We start from the raw sequence: 15,350 nt of genomic DNA on the forward strand, positions 1-15,350 counted from the left end.
TGTTACGATGTGTGTTCCTCCCAGTTCCAAATTTCGATCCTTCCCAATTGAAAATAAAACAGGCCCTGCTCCTGCTTCAGCTTCTCCAGCTCGCGCACCGGTCCTGTAACAACGGCGCCATATACTTTCACTCCGTTCTCTTTCAGGTAGTCCAAACGCTTCCCGTCGTTTTCGGACTCCCGGTAGCTTCTCTCCTGTCTCAGCCATTCGATATCTTTGAGCATTTGATCGACGGATTGCTTGAGGGTGTCCGCATTCTCCAGCCAACCGGCCCAGCTCATCCCGTTTCCCTCTTCTTGATACTTTACAAAAGGCCTTAACGTAAGATGGGGCACGAAATGGAGTTCATTTGAGGTCGAATGGGGAATATTCTTCAGATCTCCCTTCAGCTCTCCCGCATAAACCGGCATGCTGAGAACCCGCACTTGATAGTTGGAGCCTTCCATTTCCCTCAAATAAAGAATCGTCCGGTAATGCTCGGGCAGCTTACGCATGACCCCGGTCATTTTTCTCCGCTGCTCCTGCAGCTGCAAAGCCTCTTCAGGAGTAGGCATCGGGCTAGTGCCGGAAGCGTGAATCTCTATGGCCTGCAGCATCTCCGCCTCCCCCTTCCGCTTGCGTACCCAGTCGATAAACAGATTTCGGGCTACTTTATATAACCAGGCCCGGGCCAATCTCATATCCTCCAGCCGAAGCGAGAGCATGGCCCGATAAAACGTCTCCTGAAGCAGCTCTTCGGCCACCTCTTTAGACCCGCACATGCGGTATAAATAGCGATAGAGAGAGGGCTGAAACATCCGGAACAGCTCTGTAAACGAATCCTTCTGCATGCCTCTCCCCCTTTCGCAAGAGTTATAACGATTGATCTCTGTTTTTGTTACAGATAAAAACAAAAATATCCGATGGTAAATGATCCATGGTTGCCTTTCGCCGGCAAATCGATCATACTATAACAAAGTAAGTTACTGACTGGAGGTAAATATCGATGATACAAATCGATGTCTTTTCCGACATGGTATGTCCATGGTGCCGAATCGGCAAGAAAAATTTACAGGATGCTCTGGCTGCATGGGGTCCTAAAGACGAGGTGGAGATCCATTTTAGGGCTTTTGAGTTGGATTCGACGCTGCCGGCCGAGGGACTTCCCTTTCAGGACGCTATGATCAGAAAAATGGGCGGCAATGCCGCTTCCTTGAAGCAAATGACCGATCGTGTGACCCAGGCGGGGGAAGCGGTGGGGGTGACATTTCGTTTCGATCAGGTGACCCGCATGCCGAACACCAAGCTGGCCCACCGGCTGACGGCCCTGTTGCCCGCCTCCGAGCAGGAGGCTATGATCGATGCCATCATGAACGCTTACTTCGAACAGGGCCAGGACATAGCCCAACTGGATATTCTGCTTGGCATCGCCGCCTCCCTCGGTCATGATCCGGTCCATCTGCGGGAACAGCTCGAACAGGGGAAAGGAAGCGACAAGGTAACCCATGACCAGACAGCAGCCAGACAAATCGGCGTTACCGGCGTACCTTTCTTTGTATTCAATAACAAGTACGCCCTCTCCGGAGCTTACCCGCCCGCCGAGCTGATCAAAGTACTCGAGAAAGTCGCAGCGGAATAGACAGACAAAGGACACCGGGGCGGGTGTCCTTTGTTTTTCTTATATAATACCTTCAGCTGAATGCGATCAGAATGACGCCGATGGCAATGAGACTTATGCCGATTCCGCTGATCCAGCTGAGGCGTTCCCCCAGAAACACAACGGCCGCTATCGTCGCAATGACCACGCTTAATTTATCGACCGGGGCGACTTGCGAAACTTTACCGAGCTTTAAAGCCCAAAAATAAAACAACCAGGAAGCGGCACCGGCGGCTCCGCTCAGCACGATGAACAGCAGCGTTTTTTTGTCTTCGAAAAGAGACGGGATTTTACCGATATTGCCTTGAAACGCAACCACGGCCACTAAAAATACCGCCATAATGACGGCCCTGACCGCCGTTGCCGTGTTGGCGTCCACCGACTGCAGCCCGATCTTGCCGAAAATACTGACCAGCGCGGCGGTTATGGCCGATAATAAAGCGAAAACCAACCATAAATAACTCATACAATCCCTCTTTGCAGTAATATGGTAGTACTCTTAGGTTGGCTTCAAGAAGAATTAACATACTAAGGCACACCGGCTGAACGGCAAAGCGGTGACCCGGTACCACCGCAAGGGCACCTGGTTATGGTTTACTCCGTATGTTCACTCACGATTTCTATCTGCACCTTGATCGTCATCCAACCTAAGAGCTATTTTGGAGAGCAGCTCGCCTTTCTCCCAGCTGGAGAAAAAATCCTCCCACACGACGTAGTATACATCATCGTTCGCCTCCATAATAATGCCCCTTGCCCGGTGTCAGTGTCAAGCTAGCGTGGGCAGTCATTTAAGATGCCTGGAACGCGAACCCCGAAGGAACCTCTTCCTTGTAAGCGCTTTGCTTCGTTCTTTCATCAAATACAAGTGATTTGTCAGAATTTTTTGCCGTTATCCGCGAAGTGCTTTGAGTGCCATACCCGTTGTGCTGCTTTGCTTCGGTCCTTGCAGCATGCGAATCATTCCAGCGATACAACCCTTGACCGGTTGCGTCACGTTCTTTAGCAATTGCCGCATGTTTATCGGCTGCTGCGGCGTTGCCTGCTTACTCGCTTGTCCTTCAACCGTTCTTACCACCGTGCCCGCTTCTTGAATCCTCATCATCGTCCTCAGCATCGCCCTGACGCCTTGCTCACTCCAACTGTACCCGCCACGCTTCGTCCGCCTGGCGAATATACGCATCTGCGATTCCGCGCTTCCCATCGGGCGCATGCCGCTTGTGTCGATCCCCTTCGCCTGGAGTGTTTTTCGGTAGTCGTCCAAATGCTTCTCGTGCCGCTTCAGAAAGCTTTTATACGGCTTCCAATCCTTCCGCTTCTCTTCCGCTATCTCTTGCTCCGACACGCCTTCCAAGGCCGCCATAAGCGCGGCTGCGTCCTGTTTGGCCAGCGACCGTCTCACGGTCTCCCATACCTTTGGCAAATGTCCGACAAACCGTTTCAAATCACGCGCCACATGAAAGCGATCCAGCATATACAGGCATTGGTGGAAGTAGGATGTACATTCCCCGATCCACGCCGCGCCGTCTCCGTTCACCACAAGCCACGTGTTCTCGTCGATTTCGTAACGCTCCACCAGAAAGTCCCCGAACCCTTCCCAGAAGTCGCCGCCGCTCGTATGCAGGTAATGCTGTTTATTTTTCAGCTCCACCCGCTTGCCGTTCTTCTCCCAGCCTTCGTGTACGACCGCGATTGCGTTCTCCATCCCGCGCTTCTTGCTCCGCTGCAGCTTCGTGTATAGCCCATCCACTTCCACGAACAATACTCGCGCTGGGCGTCGCTTCACCTCAGACATCGGCTGTTCCGCACGCTCCATCAGTTTTTCCCTGATCGCTTGATGGCTTAGCACATTGTATCCCAGCAGCTGCTCCAGCCGCTTAGCGCTGTCCCGGTACGACGGTCCTTGGCTTGCGAATGCGATTGCTGTCTCCTCCAAATGCGGACTGACTTTCCCGCGCCCTTCGAATTGCAACAGCTGATCCAGCAGATACACGTGTTTTCCGCTTCTACGATCACAATACAATCTCCGCTTGAAGCGCACGTTCCCGAACACCGTGTTGACGCTTGTTTCACGCTCGTCCTTTACTCGATAACGCTCTCGGTCCCGTTGCTCCAGGATCTGCTGATCCAGCGCCTCCAGCACCTGCTTCATCGCACGAGCGAATTCCTCCTGCATTTTCCGGAAAATCCATTGCTCAATCTCTTTCATCGTCGGCATTGTTGTGGTAAAGTGGCTCACAGGAGCTTCCTCCTTCTTGGTGTGTTGTGCGCAAACATCACTTTACCAAGGGAGAAGCTCTTTTTCTATATCCGCTTTTTCCAATTCCTACACCCACGGAGATTTTACACTAACCCAACTGACCGCATTCTCAATTCCGATGGCACGGCCAATGTCGTTGCCGCGCCAAACTCCGAACACGGCCTAAGAGTGAACCATGTTGTGAAAGAAAAATTCCCCAATCACAGCGCCATTCTGCACCTCATTGTGTTCAAAGGAAATATCATAGCCAGGGAAAGCCAAACGTACTTTACGGCGAAATTCAGCTTTTAGCATACGCTCACCCCCTCGCCATTCACAACGGATATGACATCCGAGGCTCCGCTAATCAAAGGAGACCCAATGCCGGCAATTGGATGTACAACGGAATACGAGTTCAAGCCAAGATCTCGGGAAAAGGCAGCAGAAATGGTGTAAAGATGCATGGATGGTCCCTCAATCTCAACCAACCGAACCTTGACGCGATCTCCTTGGTCGAGGTGGGCGTAAATGCCGGAACGAGTCGCCCCGCTAATGGAAGCATTCAGAGGCTGAATCAGGAGCGGGTACAAGGCCGTGTAATGTTCGATCGTCTTATTCACCAAGTACCGGAGGTCCAGGATGTAATCTTCAAGCGAATCCTCGGTTAGGAAATAATTTTCCCACTCATAGTCTTCCAGGAGCATGTCCCGTTTTTGGTACTCCTCGATTTTCTTCTTTGTGCTTTCGATGGAGGAATGAAGCGAAGTCAGACGGCAACGCGGGCAAATCGACATGACCTCGATTACGCCGACCTCCGTCTTCGGCCCAATGCCTGTACAGCCCATGGGACTTTCTTCGCCGCAGAAATCACAAACCTCAATCTTTGTTACCGTAGCAGTCATCATTGTTGAATTCGCTCCTTCATGGATATTTGGATTAAAAAGGCCCCCGGTCCGATTCCACCATAAAACGGTGGTTATCAGCTCCAGAGGCCGCATATGCCGGATCAAGATTCTTAGCAAGAATCTACTCCGTAATTTGGTTTCCTTCTTCGTCGGTGAAAGAATGCTGCTCCGTTTCGGGAATAAGCTTTACCCCTGACCCGATCGGCAGCACCGGCTCCATGTGAACGAAGCGGGTGGCATCTTTTTTGGAGAGGCACCAGCCATCCCGGTTGTTCCAGAAGCCCTCATCCGAGACGATGATGTACTTCGGGGTTCCTTCGTGATCGCGAATCACTTTCTTCATCCGGTTAATAAGGGCGGCACCTTCGAGGCCCTCCAACCCTTTGGCGTACAGCATAGCGCCGGAAATACGGTCCTCCATCTCCACACGAACTGCGTCTTCGAGACTTCCTGTGTCGAGCTCCAGTCCATCTCATTTCCCTCTTCATATGGGGAAACCCATTGGATAGAATCGGATACTGCAGCGCACCGGTATTGATCCCAATCAATCACGATGCTCTCATCTACCTCTTGGGGCAACTGGGCGTTGAGATGCTCCTGCATTGACAGCAGTCCTTCTCGGTAGCCGACTAGCACATCATGCATCTCGTTGATCATTTTGGATTTGAAGGTCTCCAGGTCCTCGGCCCGGCAATAACCAAATCGACGTATCTGCTGAAACGTATCCGGAAATCGCGCGTATGTTCGAACAACATCCAGTTCGCTCAACATGAAGAACACATGTGGCTGCATTCCTTCGAATCTCATGCTTTCGTTGTTTACGAAGTTGACCGTGTGGTCGATGATAACCGGATCAGAAAAACCGGACGGTTCCAGTTTCATGTGAACCTCCTTAATGGTACTTCCTATCGTGATTTCTTTGGACATCTTGTTTTTGCTCCTTTCAAAGAATTGGTTTTGGGTTGTAGGCGCAGAAAAAAGCACCTGGCAAAATCCCAAAGAAAAAGACACACGTATCGTGTGTATTTAGCCTTGGTCACCTTGCCAGGTGCTTGTTTCATAGAATGCTTTCTCGCGCCTGCGGGAAAGAAGGAAAGTTGTCAAACAATATAAGGTATGAGCTTATTATAGCACGAACATAACGAATGGAGAATCAAAAAGAAAAGGGCCTGCAAAAGGCGCAGACCCGATTCGTGATGATTATAGGAGTACGGGAATTTGATGTGCCTCAATCCACTCCAGATAACCTTGGCTTGCTTTGGTTGCAAGGATTCTTCCACATCGGTACCCATTTTCGGCAAGATGCTTCTCAGCCTTTTGTTCAGCCTCCGCTCTCGTTTCTGCTGCCACCGGCATAGCCATACCATCGCAGCCCACATGCCAAATCATATTCATGAAAATCACCTCGATGTGATTAGACTACGACTCACTCTTTTAGTCAATAGCCCGGGATTTAATCGGAGATCCCCAGCTTCGACCGGTAACGCTTAATCATTTCCGGCATGACCAGAGCGGGAATGGAATGCTGCATCCCAATCGTGATTCGTTCATAGTCCCGCTTCAGCTGCTGGATAATCCCTTGGATGATTCCAGGGTGCCAACCCGCTCCGTTTCCAAAGGTACGATATTCTTTCCAAGCCTTCTCCAAATCCTCATCACTCAGATGGGCAAATGGGGTCCGGATATCGATAACGGCTTCTGTTTTTTTCATGAACGATTTCCTCGCTTTCGATAATGTTGAGCCGGATTCACTGAAGAGGATGATCAGCTACGATCGTAACATTCTTCATTCGTTCCTTTACCTCGGCGCGAACTTCTTCCTCCGACATGGATTCATTGCAGCTTTCACAGATGCGATGGCCGGCTTTGTATTTCTCCGATTTTGCAACTGGATCAATCGGTTGCAAGCATACTCCACAAACAAGTGTAAGTCCCATGGTTAGCCCTGCCTTTCAATTATGAATGATTTCATCAAGCGGATGCGGTGCTGCATGAACCCGTTTAACCGAAATAAAAAGTATCGGCTCATTTGGATCAATAACAACATCGACAGGGATAGGCTCTTCGGGGTCACCGATCCCTCCCGCTTGACCAAGGTCAGCACGACGGAAATAAGTCGATACCACCAGTCTGCCGTCCCGAAGGATCGGAGCATGCGTCTCATCCCACAACGTTAATCCGGACCCGAAGCAAGGGACTCCCAGAATTTCGTATTTCATTACCACAAGAAATACGGAATGTTTTCCTCCCCTAAGGAGTTCACGGATTTCTTCCAGTGAATAGTCGCGCTCCTCCGTTACATCCCATGTATCCAAGGATTTTAGACCTTTGATTACCATACATCCACTCTCCTAATCGGCTTTTTTATTGAAAAACAAAGAGGCGGGAATGATGCAGCCCGCCTCCATGCTGATTCAAACAACTTCTTCACAAGATTCAGCCGGTTCCTCGTAAACAAGGAATGACGGCTTTTCTCCGACAATAACTCGCTGAAGCGGGCCTTCCAAGAACGGTTCGAACTGGGTCAGTGTGACATCGATATAGAGGCCCCCTACTTCGACCCAGGTATGCTCGTCATAATCCCGATTCGAACAGCTCGATGCATCATCGTAGATAATCCATCCTTCCACAATTCGATGGCCGATTCCCTGTTTCGTCAGCTTCTTCGAAATGAGTTCGGATGCCTCCACGCACTTCCCCTGCAGGTCAGAGTATTCACTGCCGTATTTGGCCTCGAGCAGCGTCCTCACCTCTTCGGCAATTGCTCGCAGCTGTTGAACCATCATTCGGATTTCCCCCAATCAATCTTGGAGGCGGGATTCTCCTCAGCAAGTGACCGCTCCTTTTGGTACGCCTCATCCTGGCTCGGAATAATCGAGATGGTCAGCGTATCATCCTTGAGCCGGCCTTCGTCCTCGAAATACTTCAGGAGATCGTCGAGTTTAACGTCCTGATCAAAGAAGATGAAGGTAGAAGCTCCATTGGAGCTTTGCTCTTCTTCGAACACTCCGTCCGGGTTTGCGTAAATCTCCAGGTAGAAGCCGGCATCGATGATGAACTCGCTTCGTCGCTATACTTTGTGGCTTAAAGTCTGAATTATAGAAAAATAGTCAATACTGCTCAGTATTACGTTAATAGGAGCGGATTGGCGATGTGGACCTCGTTAAGCAGTGCTGAAAACGTGATTATGGATATGTTCAAAGTGGCTTTGCGATTGGAAAAACCATGGGAGCTCACACATATAGAGTTTGATGATCAGGATCAAGCCTGGCACTTGCACCTGGATTTTGAGCGGGGGGCAATCTTTGCATGTCCAGAGTGTGGTGCCGAGTGTAAAGCTTACGACAGCGCCATCAAACACTGGCGCCACTTGGACTTCTGGGATTGGAAAACCTTCATGCACGCAAGAATGCCGCGAGTAAAATGCACCTCCTGTAATAAGGTTACGCAGGTGTATGCGAAGTGGGCCCGGCCTCTTTCGCACTTCACCCTGTTATTCGAAGCTTGGGCAATGCGTCTGATGGCTGAAATGCCGGTTAATGCGGCAGCACGTGAACTTCGGGAGCACGACACCCGGATGTGGAGAATCTTTCACCACTATGTGGATAGTGCCATGTCGGAACTCGATCTCTCAAACGTGAAGCGTATCGCGATTGATGAGACCTCCTCCAAGCGAGGCCATCGTTACATCACCTTATTCGTAGACGTAGATCGCAAGATTGTCCTGTTCGCTACAGAAGGTAAGGGCAAGGATACGTTGGACCGATTTCAACGCCACCTTACGGAAAAGGGCCTTACTGCAGACGCGATTCAAGAGGTGTGTTGCGACATGTCGCCCGCTTACATTAGCGGCATTCAGGAGTATTTCCCGAAAGCAGAGGTCACCTTTGATAAGTTTCATGTCATGAAGCTGGTCGGCGAAGCCGTCGATGAGGTGCGTATCCAAGAACAAAAAGAGCGGCCGGAGCTGAAGAAAACCAAGTACATCTGGCTGAAAAACGAAGTGAATCTGAAGGCGGAGCAAAAGGAAATGCTGTACCGCCTGAAGGATACCAACCTGTTAACCGGACGTGCCTACCGGTTAAAGCTGGCATTACAGGAGTTTTGGTCAACGCCCCACATATTTGCGGATGTGTTCCTCCGGGAGTGGATTGGCTGGGCAACCCGTTCCCAGCTTCAACCGATGATGAGTCTGGCCAAAACCATAAAGCAGCATGAAGAAGGAATCCTCCGCTGGTTTCACAGCAAGATGACGAATGGGTTGCTGGAAGGCATCAACGGACTGGTTCAAGCAGCGAAACGGCGAGCAAGAGGCTACCGCAATGTTGAAAACCTAATCGCCATGGTCTACATGACTGCGAACAAGCTTCGTCTGCCAGTGCTCGCGGCGCGACGAGCATAGTATTCCTTTCCGCCTTCCCACCCCGCTTCAGATGTGGAAACAGCGGTCAAGCGATCTCCTTGACGGCTGTTTCCACATCTGAAAATCTCTTAAAGGCGGAAGGGGTTATGAAACTAACATTTTGCACGGTACCCACCCAGTAGAGCGAAGAGCCATGAACTCTTGTCTCGGATGAGAATAGAAGATCGCTTCCACTTCGGATTGCTGGCGGTCTTTCTCGTAGAAGCTCGATAGCCGCAAAGGTTTGCTCGCGGCGGGGACACTCAGGTACTCCAGAATTGAGGCATGCTGCGGACCCATATTCCGGTCTTCCGGGTCAAGGGAGTTGTACTCCTCGGCAGCCAGCACCTTAATGATTTCCTCGTCTGCCCCTGCCGGCACATCCATGGTTACCGTCCGAGTAAAGGAGACAACAACGGTTTTTTCCTCCGAGAAATTCTGTACCGGAGCGGGTTGAATAACCTTTTGCTCCTCATCCTTAATCCCGAAGTAATCGTTCACAATCCCCTTCACTCGCTTAAGAATGTTGCGAGTGACATAAAGTTGGGATTCCAGACGTTCTTTTCTCAGATTGTCCAGTTGGTCCGTGCTCTCGGCCTGCTCCCACTGGATTTCAAGGCCTTCGATATCAGTTTGCAGGTCATCCCGAAGCTGACAAACGCGCAAGAACACCTTCTCCTTGCACCGGTCTTCAAATTGCTGGGTCAGATCATTGTAATACGCCGTCGCTTCATTCTCGTCCGTGAAAAGACGGGAGTGCAGCTGAACATAGATGGTAAACTCGCTCTTCAGCCGCATATCCAGGTAAGGCTCTCCCTCCCCTTCTATGAGGCCGGAGTCCGAGGAACATTCCTGACAAAAATCCTCCTCGCTCTTGTAATAGCCGCGCTGAAGGAGGTATTCAAACAAGAAGTTCTCGGTTGCATCAGAGAGAGCCATGCGCAGGGAGGATACGAGATCATTACGTTCTTCTTCGGAAAGCGAGTTATCCTCCAGCAGGGTAAATGCTTCCGGCACCGTCTTAACATCCTTCAGGCGCTCGGAAAGATTTTGCTCCGACATCCGATCCAAAAAGAGATTTTGGATTTCATCGAGGTGCGTTTTCACATCGCGCAGCTTCGCTTGAGATGCTGCATCCATTTCATGAGATTGGAGCACAACCAGCATTTCTTTCTTGGTTCTCGGCATTTTGATATTGAGAGCCAAGAAAAGTGCTTTGGTTACTTTCCCACACCAGTTTGTCGTTGCAAGTTTCTGCTCCGGACATTCGGCATAACCTTTCAGCCAGTTGCCAAGAATACGCTCCGTTTCCTTAAAGTCCGATTCGGTTTTTACTTCTTGAGGAAACAGCGTTTGGTACGCCTTTGTTAATTCCTCAGCTGTTACGGTTTTCAATTTGAGCCCAGTCATTGAACACACTCCTTAAATGGAATTGGGTTGTAGGCGCAAAAAAATGCACCTCTCAAACCGACCAATGAGCACACGGGGATCGTGCGAAATAATCATTGATCATCTTGAGAGATGCATTTTTGCTTTAGAAAGCTTTCCTGCGCCTGCCGGAAAGTAAAAGTGAGAAATGGAATAAGGTATGCCTACATTGTATCACGATTGCCTCTGAGAGGGAATACAAGTGAAAAGCCGCCTCCCAAACAGTTCATATTTCTGTTCAAAAAAGTATTCAGTTAATTATTCATTTCGTTGACGAACCAATTAACCTCCTTCGAAAATTGCTGGCTATTTCCCTGCAGTGTAGAGTTAGGGTATCCTGCGCAGGAAACACAAACCGTCAACATTCAATTAGGAGGTTCAGCATGAAAAAAGGATTTATCAGTTCCATTATGGCATTCGTATTAATGATTTACGGTTTTACCTTCTCTTCGGTCGCGAGCGCGGCAGCAACATCCGAGTTTATTATGAAACCCGGGGAAACGTATGAATTCGTCCTCGTTAAAGCTGACCTTCCGACGTATCAGGTCCAGTTTTCTCAGCAGCCGATTAGACTCGGCAATCAAATCGATATCTTGGAGTTGGACCGCGACAACGAAACAATCCGGGAGATGAAAGGGTTCACCGGAAACGCGAGCTTCAACGTATATGCAGAAGGCAGAACTTTGGTTACAAATACCGGGATCAGCGATTACAAACTCAGTTTCGACCCGAATTATATTGCCGGCCAAAAAGTGGGCAAAGAGTTCGTGCCTGTCGAGCAAACGGGTAAGGTAACGATTCAGCCGGGTGAAACCTTCAAAGCAGCATATACCGCCAGTGAAGCGAGACCGGGTATTGATGTAGCCGTAGATAATCCGAACGGAAACAGTGTTACTTACTCGGTTTACGCCAATGGTGAGGGTACAAGCGGAAGCGGGGATGGGTATTTCGCGGTTAACGTGCCGTACCAAGGATCTGCAGAGTTTACCAACGAAGGCACAACTGAAGTCGTGTTGAACTATTTCACCCATTGGGTCACGGTATCCAAACTCCAGGACACCGTTCCACTTACTCCGGTAAAGAGCATCTACAATATACTCGCTGTAGAGCCCGGTCAGACGATCAAGGTCACTGATGTGAACACGATTTCTTCGACCTTCACGATCGAACCCAATGGGGGTAAATTCACCATCGCCACCTACTCTTCTGACGGGCAAGAACTGACTGCTCCAACGGAGTATGCGCCTAGTTACAAATACACTTCAAGCGTCACTGGGTATGGAGACTACGCAATCGTTACGAACACGAGCACGGAAGGACAAAGCCTTTATGTTCAAGGAAGGTACAGCAATTATAAACTTGAACGACAATAAGGATAACCCTGGGGGAGACCAGTACGGTCTCTCTCTTTATTTTGTATCCTTCTCCACGCGAGAAAGCATGAATAAAGATAAGGTGACTTAAAGTGACCAAAAGGTCACCCAAAAGTCACCTTATCTAAAAACGCCTGCCATTATGAGGGTTCTTGGTTACTCAACGTGCGATCCCGATCACTTGGTCGAGTGCCTCCAGCTGCTTTTGATAGGGCTGGGCAAGTCGCTTCAGTTCGTTCTCATATCCTTCGGCAAGACGGAAAAGCTCGATATTCGGTTCGTTAAACCGGTGGCTCAACTTGCGCATTTCTGTGGCACTGAGCAGCTTATGCATTTGATTGATCGTAAGGTGAATCGAGCCACCTTCAGGAGAGAATGCCATAATCTCCTCAAGCTCGCAAAGCATCTCGTCGAATTCGCGGATGTCGTCCAAGGCTTCCATTACATCAATGTCTTGCCTATCGGAAGCCTCGTCAAACGCATCGCTGATCACTTCGTGCCAAAAAGAAAGTTCCTCGGTCGCCATCTTAAGCTCGATGGTCGTATCATGATCCTCTCGAACAGCATTAGCCTGGATTATGAGCCGTTCTTGATAATCTTTCTTCACTTGGGAGCGGGACTTCCGAATCTGTTGGGGCTTATTTCTTCTCATCAAAACATCTCCTTTGGGTTAGATTCTTTATAGAGCGTGGCGTAGAAATCAAAAAAAGCATCCATTCGAAGAATCCAACAGGGCACACCAAGGGTGCCTGTCAACGTTCTTCAAAAAAGATGCTTTAGAATGCCCACCAGCGTCGGCCGGCGAGTAAAGGTTTCGTTCGGGTACTTCATCAAGGTATGCTTTTATGATAGAACAATTTACCGTACTTGTACAGTCCCTCCCGCCCTTCAGTTGACCAGCCGCGCGGCTAGAACGTAGTTGTCTTATGCGTGAACCAAAGCCCTGATCCCACCTCCACTCTATTTGGAAGTGTGGCGCAATGTATCCAATACAGTCGAAAGTTTGCCGAAATCCGAGGCCCTTCATATCACAGAAGTTACGAAGCTGCTGATTGAACGCACACAAAATCAACGCACGGATATTCAGTAAAATGAAGAACCCGCTGGGCTGAAGGCTCAGGCGCCTTCGATCTTTGCCCGTCCTTCGTTTATTACGACGTACACGGTGGAATAATCTAATGAAAGACTAACATGATCCTCATGTAAGCCCGTATTACCTGATCCTGATCATTTGGGGCTGGTGAATGCGGGCTATTTTACATTCATTTCCCACCTGACCGATTTTGACAACTTTTTAAATCCATAGGATAATATTTTATTGCAGTGCTGTAACAAGCACCCGATCTTATTGTATACTAATACCATTATTTTACATTGCAGACTGCTTGCAAGTGGAAGGAAGGCGGTACATTTGGAACGCTTCGCTTGGAAGACATTTTTAACCAAGCCGTTTGTTTTCTTTACCTTAATCATGCTGATCAAGAGCTACCTTACCTGGTACGCCATATTTGATGATATTCCATTCTGGCAGCCTCTCTTGACCGAGATTCCTTTTGTATGGCTGATCTTTGCCATCATTGAACGCTTCGCTGACAAGAGAAAGATCGGGTATTACATGATAACGAACCTCATCATAACGATTATCTTTTTTGCGGCTATTATGTACTACAAATATTACGGAGTCATCGTTACCTACCATGCTCTTGCCCAGGTTAATCAGGTAACTTCGGTCAACAGCAGTATCTTCTCACTGCTTGCTCCTTATTATCTGCTTATTTTTGTAGATATTATTGTGCTGCTCGTATATTTCATCCAGCGCCGCATTCGTATGAATAAACAGGTATTCTATACGCCGAAGAAGCTGCCACGGCTTGGGAAGAGAACCGCTGCCAGCATATTCGTCATCTCGGCCATCATCACCATATTTAACATCTGGCCGAACCGGGCGAGTATGAATGAGCTGAATCAAGCGGAATCCATGGGTATACTCAATTACGAGGCATTCTTGATTGCCTCAGACAGACCTGAGGACCCGGTGCCTCAGAAGGAGATTACCCAGGAGAGCATTAATGAGCTCAAAGGCATCGATGCACCAGAGTCCACCATATCCAGCTACTGGGACTCAGCCAAGGGCCGCAATGTGATTATCATACAGCTCGAGTCTTTCCAGAATTTCCTGGTCGGGCTGAACGTGGATGGCCAAGAAGTTACGCCTAATCTGAATAAACTGGCGCAGGAAAGCTTGTATTTCCCGCATTTTTATCAGCAGGTCGGGCAGGGGAATACCTCTGACGCCGAGTTTGTCGTCAATTCCTCCTACTACATCCCACCGCGTGGGGCTGCTTCACAGGAGTATGCGGACTATGAAGTGCCAAGTCTGCCAAAACTGCTTACAGAGAACGGCTATAATACAACCACTTTCCATACAAACCATGTAGAATTCTGGAATCGGCTGGAGATGTACTCTGCTCTCGGTTTTGGAGATTACTACGAATATGACTTTTTCGGGGAAGAGGATATGATTGCATTCGCGGCATCTGATGCCGTGCTGTACCGTAAGACAGCAGAGGAGCTGGCAGCTCTGCAAGAGGAAGGGCGGCCTTTCTATTCACAGGTCATTTCGATGTCTGCCCATCATCCTTACCATTTGCCTGAGGACAGATACAAGATGGACCTGCCGGAACGTTTCGAGGGAACACTGGTCGGCAATTATATTCGTGCACAGAATTACGCCGATTACGAGCTCGGCCTGTTTATCGAGCAGCTGAAAGAGAATGGTGTCTGGGATAACAGTCTCATCGTTGTATATGGCGATCACCTGGGCCTGCCCATCTATTCACTTGAATCGGAGGACAAAGCTCTGATGAAGGAAATATTCGGACGTGAATATTCCATGGCAGACATGATCAATATTCCGCTCGTTATTTCTGCCCCTGGTGTCGTAGAAGGTGCAAGAGTAGATCAGCTTGGCGGTCAGGTCGATATCGTACCGACGGTGGCGAGCCTGCTGGGCATCTCAATGGACGATTATATTCATTTCGGCCAGGATCTGCTGAGCGGACAGCCGAATCTGCTTCCTGAGCGCTATTATCTGCCAACCGGATCGTTCATCAGCCAGGAGGGAATGTTTATTCCCGGCAGTGGATTTGAAGATGGCACGCAGCATAAGCTGCCTGAGATTGAAGAAACAGCATCCAAGGAATTTATAGATTCTCTTAAGTCTCCCGAAGACCCTCTGCTCGCGAAGGAAGCCTCAGGAACGGAGGTTCCTGACGTAAGCCAAGATCAATACGAGCGAGCACTTGCCCTGATGCATTATTCATACAGCTATGTGTCACAGCTGCCTGAGCGCACTCAGACAGAGGAATAA

The 15,350-nt window shown here is 49.3% G+C and carries 20 protein-coding genes; 4 read left to right on the top strand and 16 right to left on the bottom strand.

The features are described 5' to 3' along the window. Window positions 1-2: 2 nt before the first annotated feature. Window positions 3-830 carry a sigma-70 family RNA polymerase sigma factor gene (locus PUW25_RS23775; protein WP_274337692.1) on the bottom strand — a complete coding sequence of 276 codons (828 nt, stop codon included), beginning with the start codon at window positions 828-830 and terminating at the stop codon, window positions 3-5. Window positions 831-985: 155 nt separating this feature from the next. On the opposite strand from PUW25_RS23775, the gene PUW25_RS23780 reads away from it, so the two are divergent. Then, window positions 986-1,618 (top strand): DsbA family oxidoreductase, encoded by a 633-nt coding sequence (locus PUW25_RS23780; protein ID WP_217437424.1) that lies wholly within the window; start codon window positions 986-988, stop codon window positions 1,616-1,618. A gap of 52 nt (window positions 1,619-1,670) precedes the next feature. Here the strand turns inward: PUW25_RS23780 and PUW25_RS23785 are convergent, their stop codons facing one another. From PUW25_RS23785 to PUW25_RS23845, 13 genes are all read right to left on the bottom strand, one after another. After that, window positions 1,671-2,102 carry an EamA family transporter gene (locus PUW25_RS23785; protein WP_074728884.1) on the bottom strand — a complete coding sequence of 144 codons (432 nt, stop codon included), beginning with the start codon at window positions 2,100-2,102 and terminating at the stop codon, window positions 1,671-1,673. A 141-nt stretch (window positions 2,103-2,243) separates the two neighbouring features. Further along, the gene (locus PUW25_RS23790) at window positions 2,244-2,375 is read right to left on the bottom strand and encodes a hypothetical protein (protein ID WP_274337694.1); all 132 of its coding nucleotides are present in this window, start codon (window positions 2,373-2,375) and stop codon (window positions 2,244-2,246) included. Between the two features lie 150 nt (window positions 2,376-2,525). Then, entirely contained in the window at window positions 2,526-3,872 is a 1,347-nt protein-coding gene (locus PUW25_RS23795) for an ISLre2 family transposase (RefSeq protein WP_074730242.1), read from the bottom strand. Window positions 3,873-4,055: 183 nt separating this feature from the next. Then, window positions 4,056-4,187 carry a hypothetical protein gene (locus tag PUW25_RS23800; protein WP_274337695.1) on the bottom strand — a complete coding sequence of 44 codons (132 nt, stop codon included), beginning with the start codon at window positions 4,185-4,187 and terminating at the stop codon, window positions 4,056-4,058. Further along, a complete protein-coding gene (locus tag PUW25_RS23805) occupies window positions 4,181-4,777 on the bottom strand; it encodes a hypothetical protein (protein ID WP_274337696.1) in 597 nt (198 codons plus the stop codon). Before PUW25_RS23805 ends, PUW25_RS23800 begins: the two co-directional genes overlap by 7 nt. Window positions 4,778-4,898: 121 nt before the next feature. Next, window positions 4,899-5,111 carry a hypothetical protein gene (locus tag PUW25_RS23810; RefSeq protein ID WP_274337697.1) on the bottom strand — a complete coding sequence of 71 codons (213 nt, stop codon included), beginning with the start codon at window positions 5,109-5,111 and terminating at the stop codon, window positions 4,899-4,901. Between the two features lie 5 nt (window positions 5,112-5,116). Then, a complete protein-coding gene (locus tag PUW25_RS23815; protein WP_274337698.1) occupies window positions 5,117-5,659 on the bottom strand; it encodes a hypothetical protein in 543 nt (180 codons plus the stop codon). Window positions 5,660-5,977: 318 nt separating this feature from the next. Then, complete coding sequence (locus PUW25_RS23820; RefSeq protein ID WP_274337699.1) at window positions 5,978-6,172, bottom strand: hypothetical protein; 195 nt, start codon at window positions 6,170-6,172, stop codon at window positions 5,978-5,980. Between the two features lie 58 nt (window positions 6,173-6,230). Further along, window positions 6,231-6,488 (bottom strand): hypothetical protein, encoded by a 258-nt coding sequence (locus PUW25_RS23825; RefSeq protein WP_274337700.1) that lies wholly within the window; start codon window positions 6,486-6,488, stop codon window positions 6,231-6,233. A 37-nt stretch (window positions 6,489-6,525) separates the two neighbouring features. Then, on the bottom strand, window positions 6,526-6,714 hold the full coding sequence (locus tag PUW25_RS23830; protein ID WP_274337701.1) for a hypothetical protein: 189 nt from the start codon (window positions 6,712-6,714) through the stop codon (window positions 6,526-6,528). A gap of 15 nt (window positions 6,715-6,729) precedes the next feature. Continuing rightward, on the bottom strand, window positions 6,730-7,116 hold the full coding sequence (locus tag PUW25_RS23835) for a hypothetical protein (protein WP_274337702.1): 387 nt from the start codon (window positions 7,114-7,116) through the stop codon (window positions 6,730-6,732). Between the two features lie 75 nt (window positions 7,117-7,191). Further along, window positions 7,192-7,563, bottom strand: coding sequence for a hypothetical protein (locus PUW25_RS23840; RefSeq protein ID WP_274337703.1), 372 nt, complete (start codon window positions 7,561-7,563; stop codon window positions 7,192-7,194). Next, window positions 7,560-7,784 carry a hypothetical protein gene (locus PUW25_RS23845; RefSeq protein WP_274337704.1) on the bottom strand — a complete coding sequence of 75 codons (225 nt, stop codon included), beginning with the start codon at window positions 7,782-7,784 and terminating at the stop codon, window positions 7,560-7,562. The genes PUW25_RS23840 and PUW25_RS23845 overlap by 4 nt, the downstream gene beginning before the upstream one ends. A 144-nt stretch (window positions 7,785-7,928) precedes the next feature. Here PUW25_RS23845 and PUW25_RS23850 point away from each other — a divergent pair, with 144 nt between their 5' ends. Beyond that, the gene (locus PUW25_RS23850; RefSeq protein ID WP_274337705.1) at window positions 7,929-9,179 is read left to right on the top strand and encodes an ISL3 family transposase; all 1,251 of its coding nucleotides are present in this window, start codon (window positions 7,929-7,931) and stop codon (window positions 9,177-9,179) included. 105 nt (window positions 9,180-9,284) lie between these two features. Here the strand turns inward: PUW25_RS23850 and PUW25_RS23855 are convergent, their stop codons facing one another. Next, the gene (locus PUW25_RS23855) at window positions 9,285-10,589 is read right to left on the bottom strand and encodes a hypothetical protein (RefSeq protein WP_274337706.1); all 1,305 of its coding nucleotides are present in this window, start codon (window positions 10,587-10,589) and stop codon (window positions 9,285-9,287) included. 401 nt (window positions 10,590-10,990) lie between these two features. On the opposite strand from PUW25_RS23855, the gene PUW25_RS23860 reads away from it, so the two are divergent. Beyond that, on the top strand, window positions 10,991-11,980 hold the full coding sequence (locus PUW25_RS23860; RefSeq protein WP_274337707.1) for a hypothetical protein: 990 nt from the start codon (window positions 10,991-10,993) through the stop codon (window positions 11,978-11,980). 160 nt (window positions 11,981-12,140) lie between these two features. On the opposite strand, the gene PUW25_RS23865 is transcribed toward PUW25_RS23860, so the two are convergent. Next, on the bottom strand, window positions 12,141-12,632 hold the full coding sequence (locus PUW25_RS23865; protein WP_274338477.1) for a hypothetical protein: 492 nt from the start codon (window positions 12,630-12,632) through the stop codon (window positions 12,141-12,143). Window positions 12,633-13,451: 819 nt separating this feature from the next. On the opposite strand from PUW25_RS23865, the gene PUW25_RS23870 reads away from it, so the two are divergent. Beyond that, complete coding sequence (locus PUW25_RS23870) at window positions 13,452-15,350, top strand: LTA synthase family protein (protein WP_081872399.1); 1,899 nt, start codon at window positions 13,452-13,454, stop codon at window positions 15,348-15,350.

Origin of the sequence: Paenibacillus urinalis (genome assembly GCF_028747985.1) — a bacterium.
GTDB classification, from domain to species: Bacteria; Bacillota; Bacilli; order Paenibacillales; family Paenibacillaceae; genus Paenibacillus; species Paenibacillus urinalis.

Excerpts from the sequence above, each read along its gene's own strand:
- PUW25_RS23820 (WP_274337699.1), bottom strand. The coding sequence starts at position 6,172 with ATGAATATGATTTGGCATGTGGGCTGCGATGGTATGGCTATGCCGGTG.
- PUW25_RS23790 (WP_274337694.1), bottom strand. The coding sequence starts at position 2,375 with ATGGAGGCGAACGATGATGTATACTACGTCGTGTGGGAGGATTTTTTC.
- PUW25_RS23825 (WP_274337700.1), bottom strand. The coding sequence starts at position 6,488 with ATGAAAAAAACAGAAGCCGTTATCGATATCCGGACCCCATTTGCCCAT.
- PUW25_RS23775 (WP_274337692.1), bottom strand. The coding sequence starts at position 830 with ATGCAGAAGGATTCGTTTACAGAGCTGTTCCGGATGTTTCAGCCCTCT.
- PUW25_RS23865 (WP_274338477.1), bottom strand. The coding sequence starts at position 12,632 with ATGAGAAGAAATAAGCCCCAACAGATTCGGAAGTCCCGCTCCCAAGTG.
- PUW25_RS23780 (WP_217437424.1), top strand. The coding sequence starts at position 986 with ATGATACAAATCGATGTCTTTTCCGACATGGTATGTCCATGGTGCCGA.
- PUW25_RS23835 (WP_274337702.1), bottom strand. The coding sequence starts at position 7,116 with ATGGTAATCAAAGGTCTAAAATCCTTGGATACATGGGATGTAACGGAG.
- PUW25_RS23870 (WP_081872399.1), top strand. The coding sequence starts at position 13,452 with ATGCTGATCAAGAGCTACCTTACCTGGTACGCCATATTTGATGATATT.
- PUW25_RS23860 (WP_274337707.1), top strand. The coding sequence starts at position 10,991 with ATGAAAAAAGGATTTATCAGTTCCATTATGGCATTCGTATTAATGATT.
- PUW25_RS23800 (WP_274337695.1), bottom strand. The coding sequence starts at position 4,187 with ATGCTAAAAGCTGAATTTCGCCGTAAAGTACGTTTGGCTTTCCCTGGC.
- PUW25_RS23785 (WP_074728884.1), bottom strand. The coding sequence starts at position 2,102 with ATGAGTTATTTATGGTTGGTTTTCGCTTTATTATCGGCCATAACCGCC.
- PUW25_RS23850 (WP_274337705.1), top strand. The coding sequence starts at position 7,929 with ATGTGGACCTCGTTAAGCAGTGCTGAAAACGTGATTATGGATATGTTC.
- PUW25_RS23805 (WP_274337696.1), bottom strand. The coding sequence starts at position 4,777 with ATGATGACTGCTACGGTAACAAAGATTGAGGTTTGTGATTTCTGCGGC.
- PUW25_RS23830 (WP_274337701.1), bottom strand. The coding sequence starts at position 6,714 with ATGGGACTTACACTTGTTTGTGGAGTATGCTTGCAACCGATTGATCCA.
- PUW25_RS23815 (WP_274337698.1), bottom strand. The coding sequence starts at position 5,659 with ATGAAACTGGAACCGTCCGGTTTTTCTGATCCGGTTATCATCGACCAC.
- PUW25_RS23840 (WP_274337703.1), bottom strand. The coding sequence starts at position 7,563 with ATGATGGTTCAACAGCTGCGAGCAATTGCCGAAGAGGTGAGGACGCTG.
- PUW25_RS23855 (WP_274337706.1), bottom strand. The coding sequence starts at position 10,589 with ATGACTGGGCTCAAATTGAAAACCGTAACAGCTGAGGAATTAACAAAG.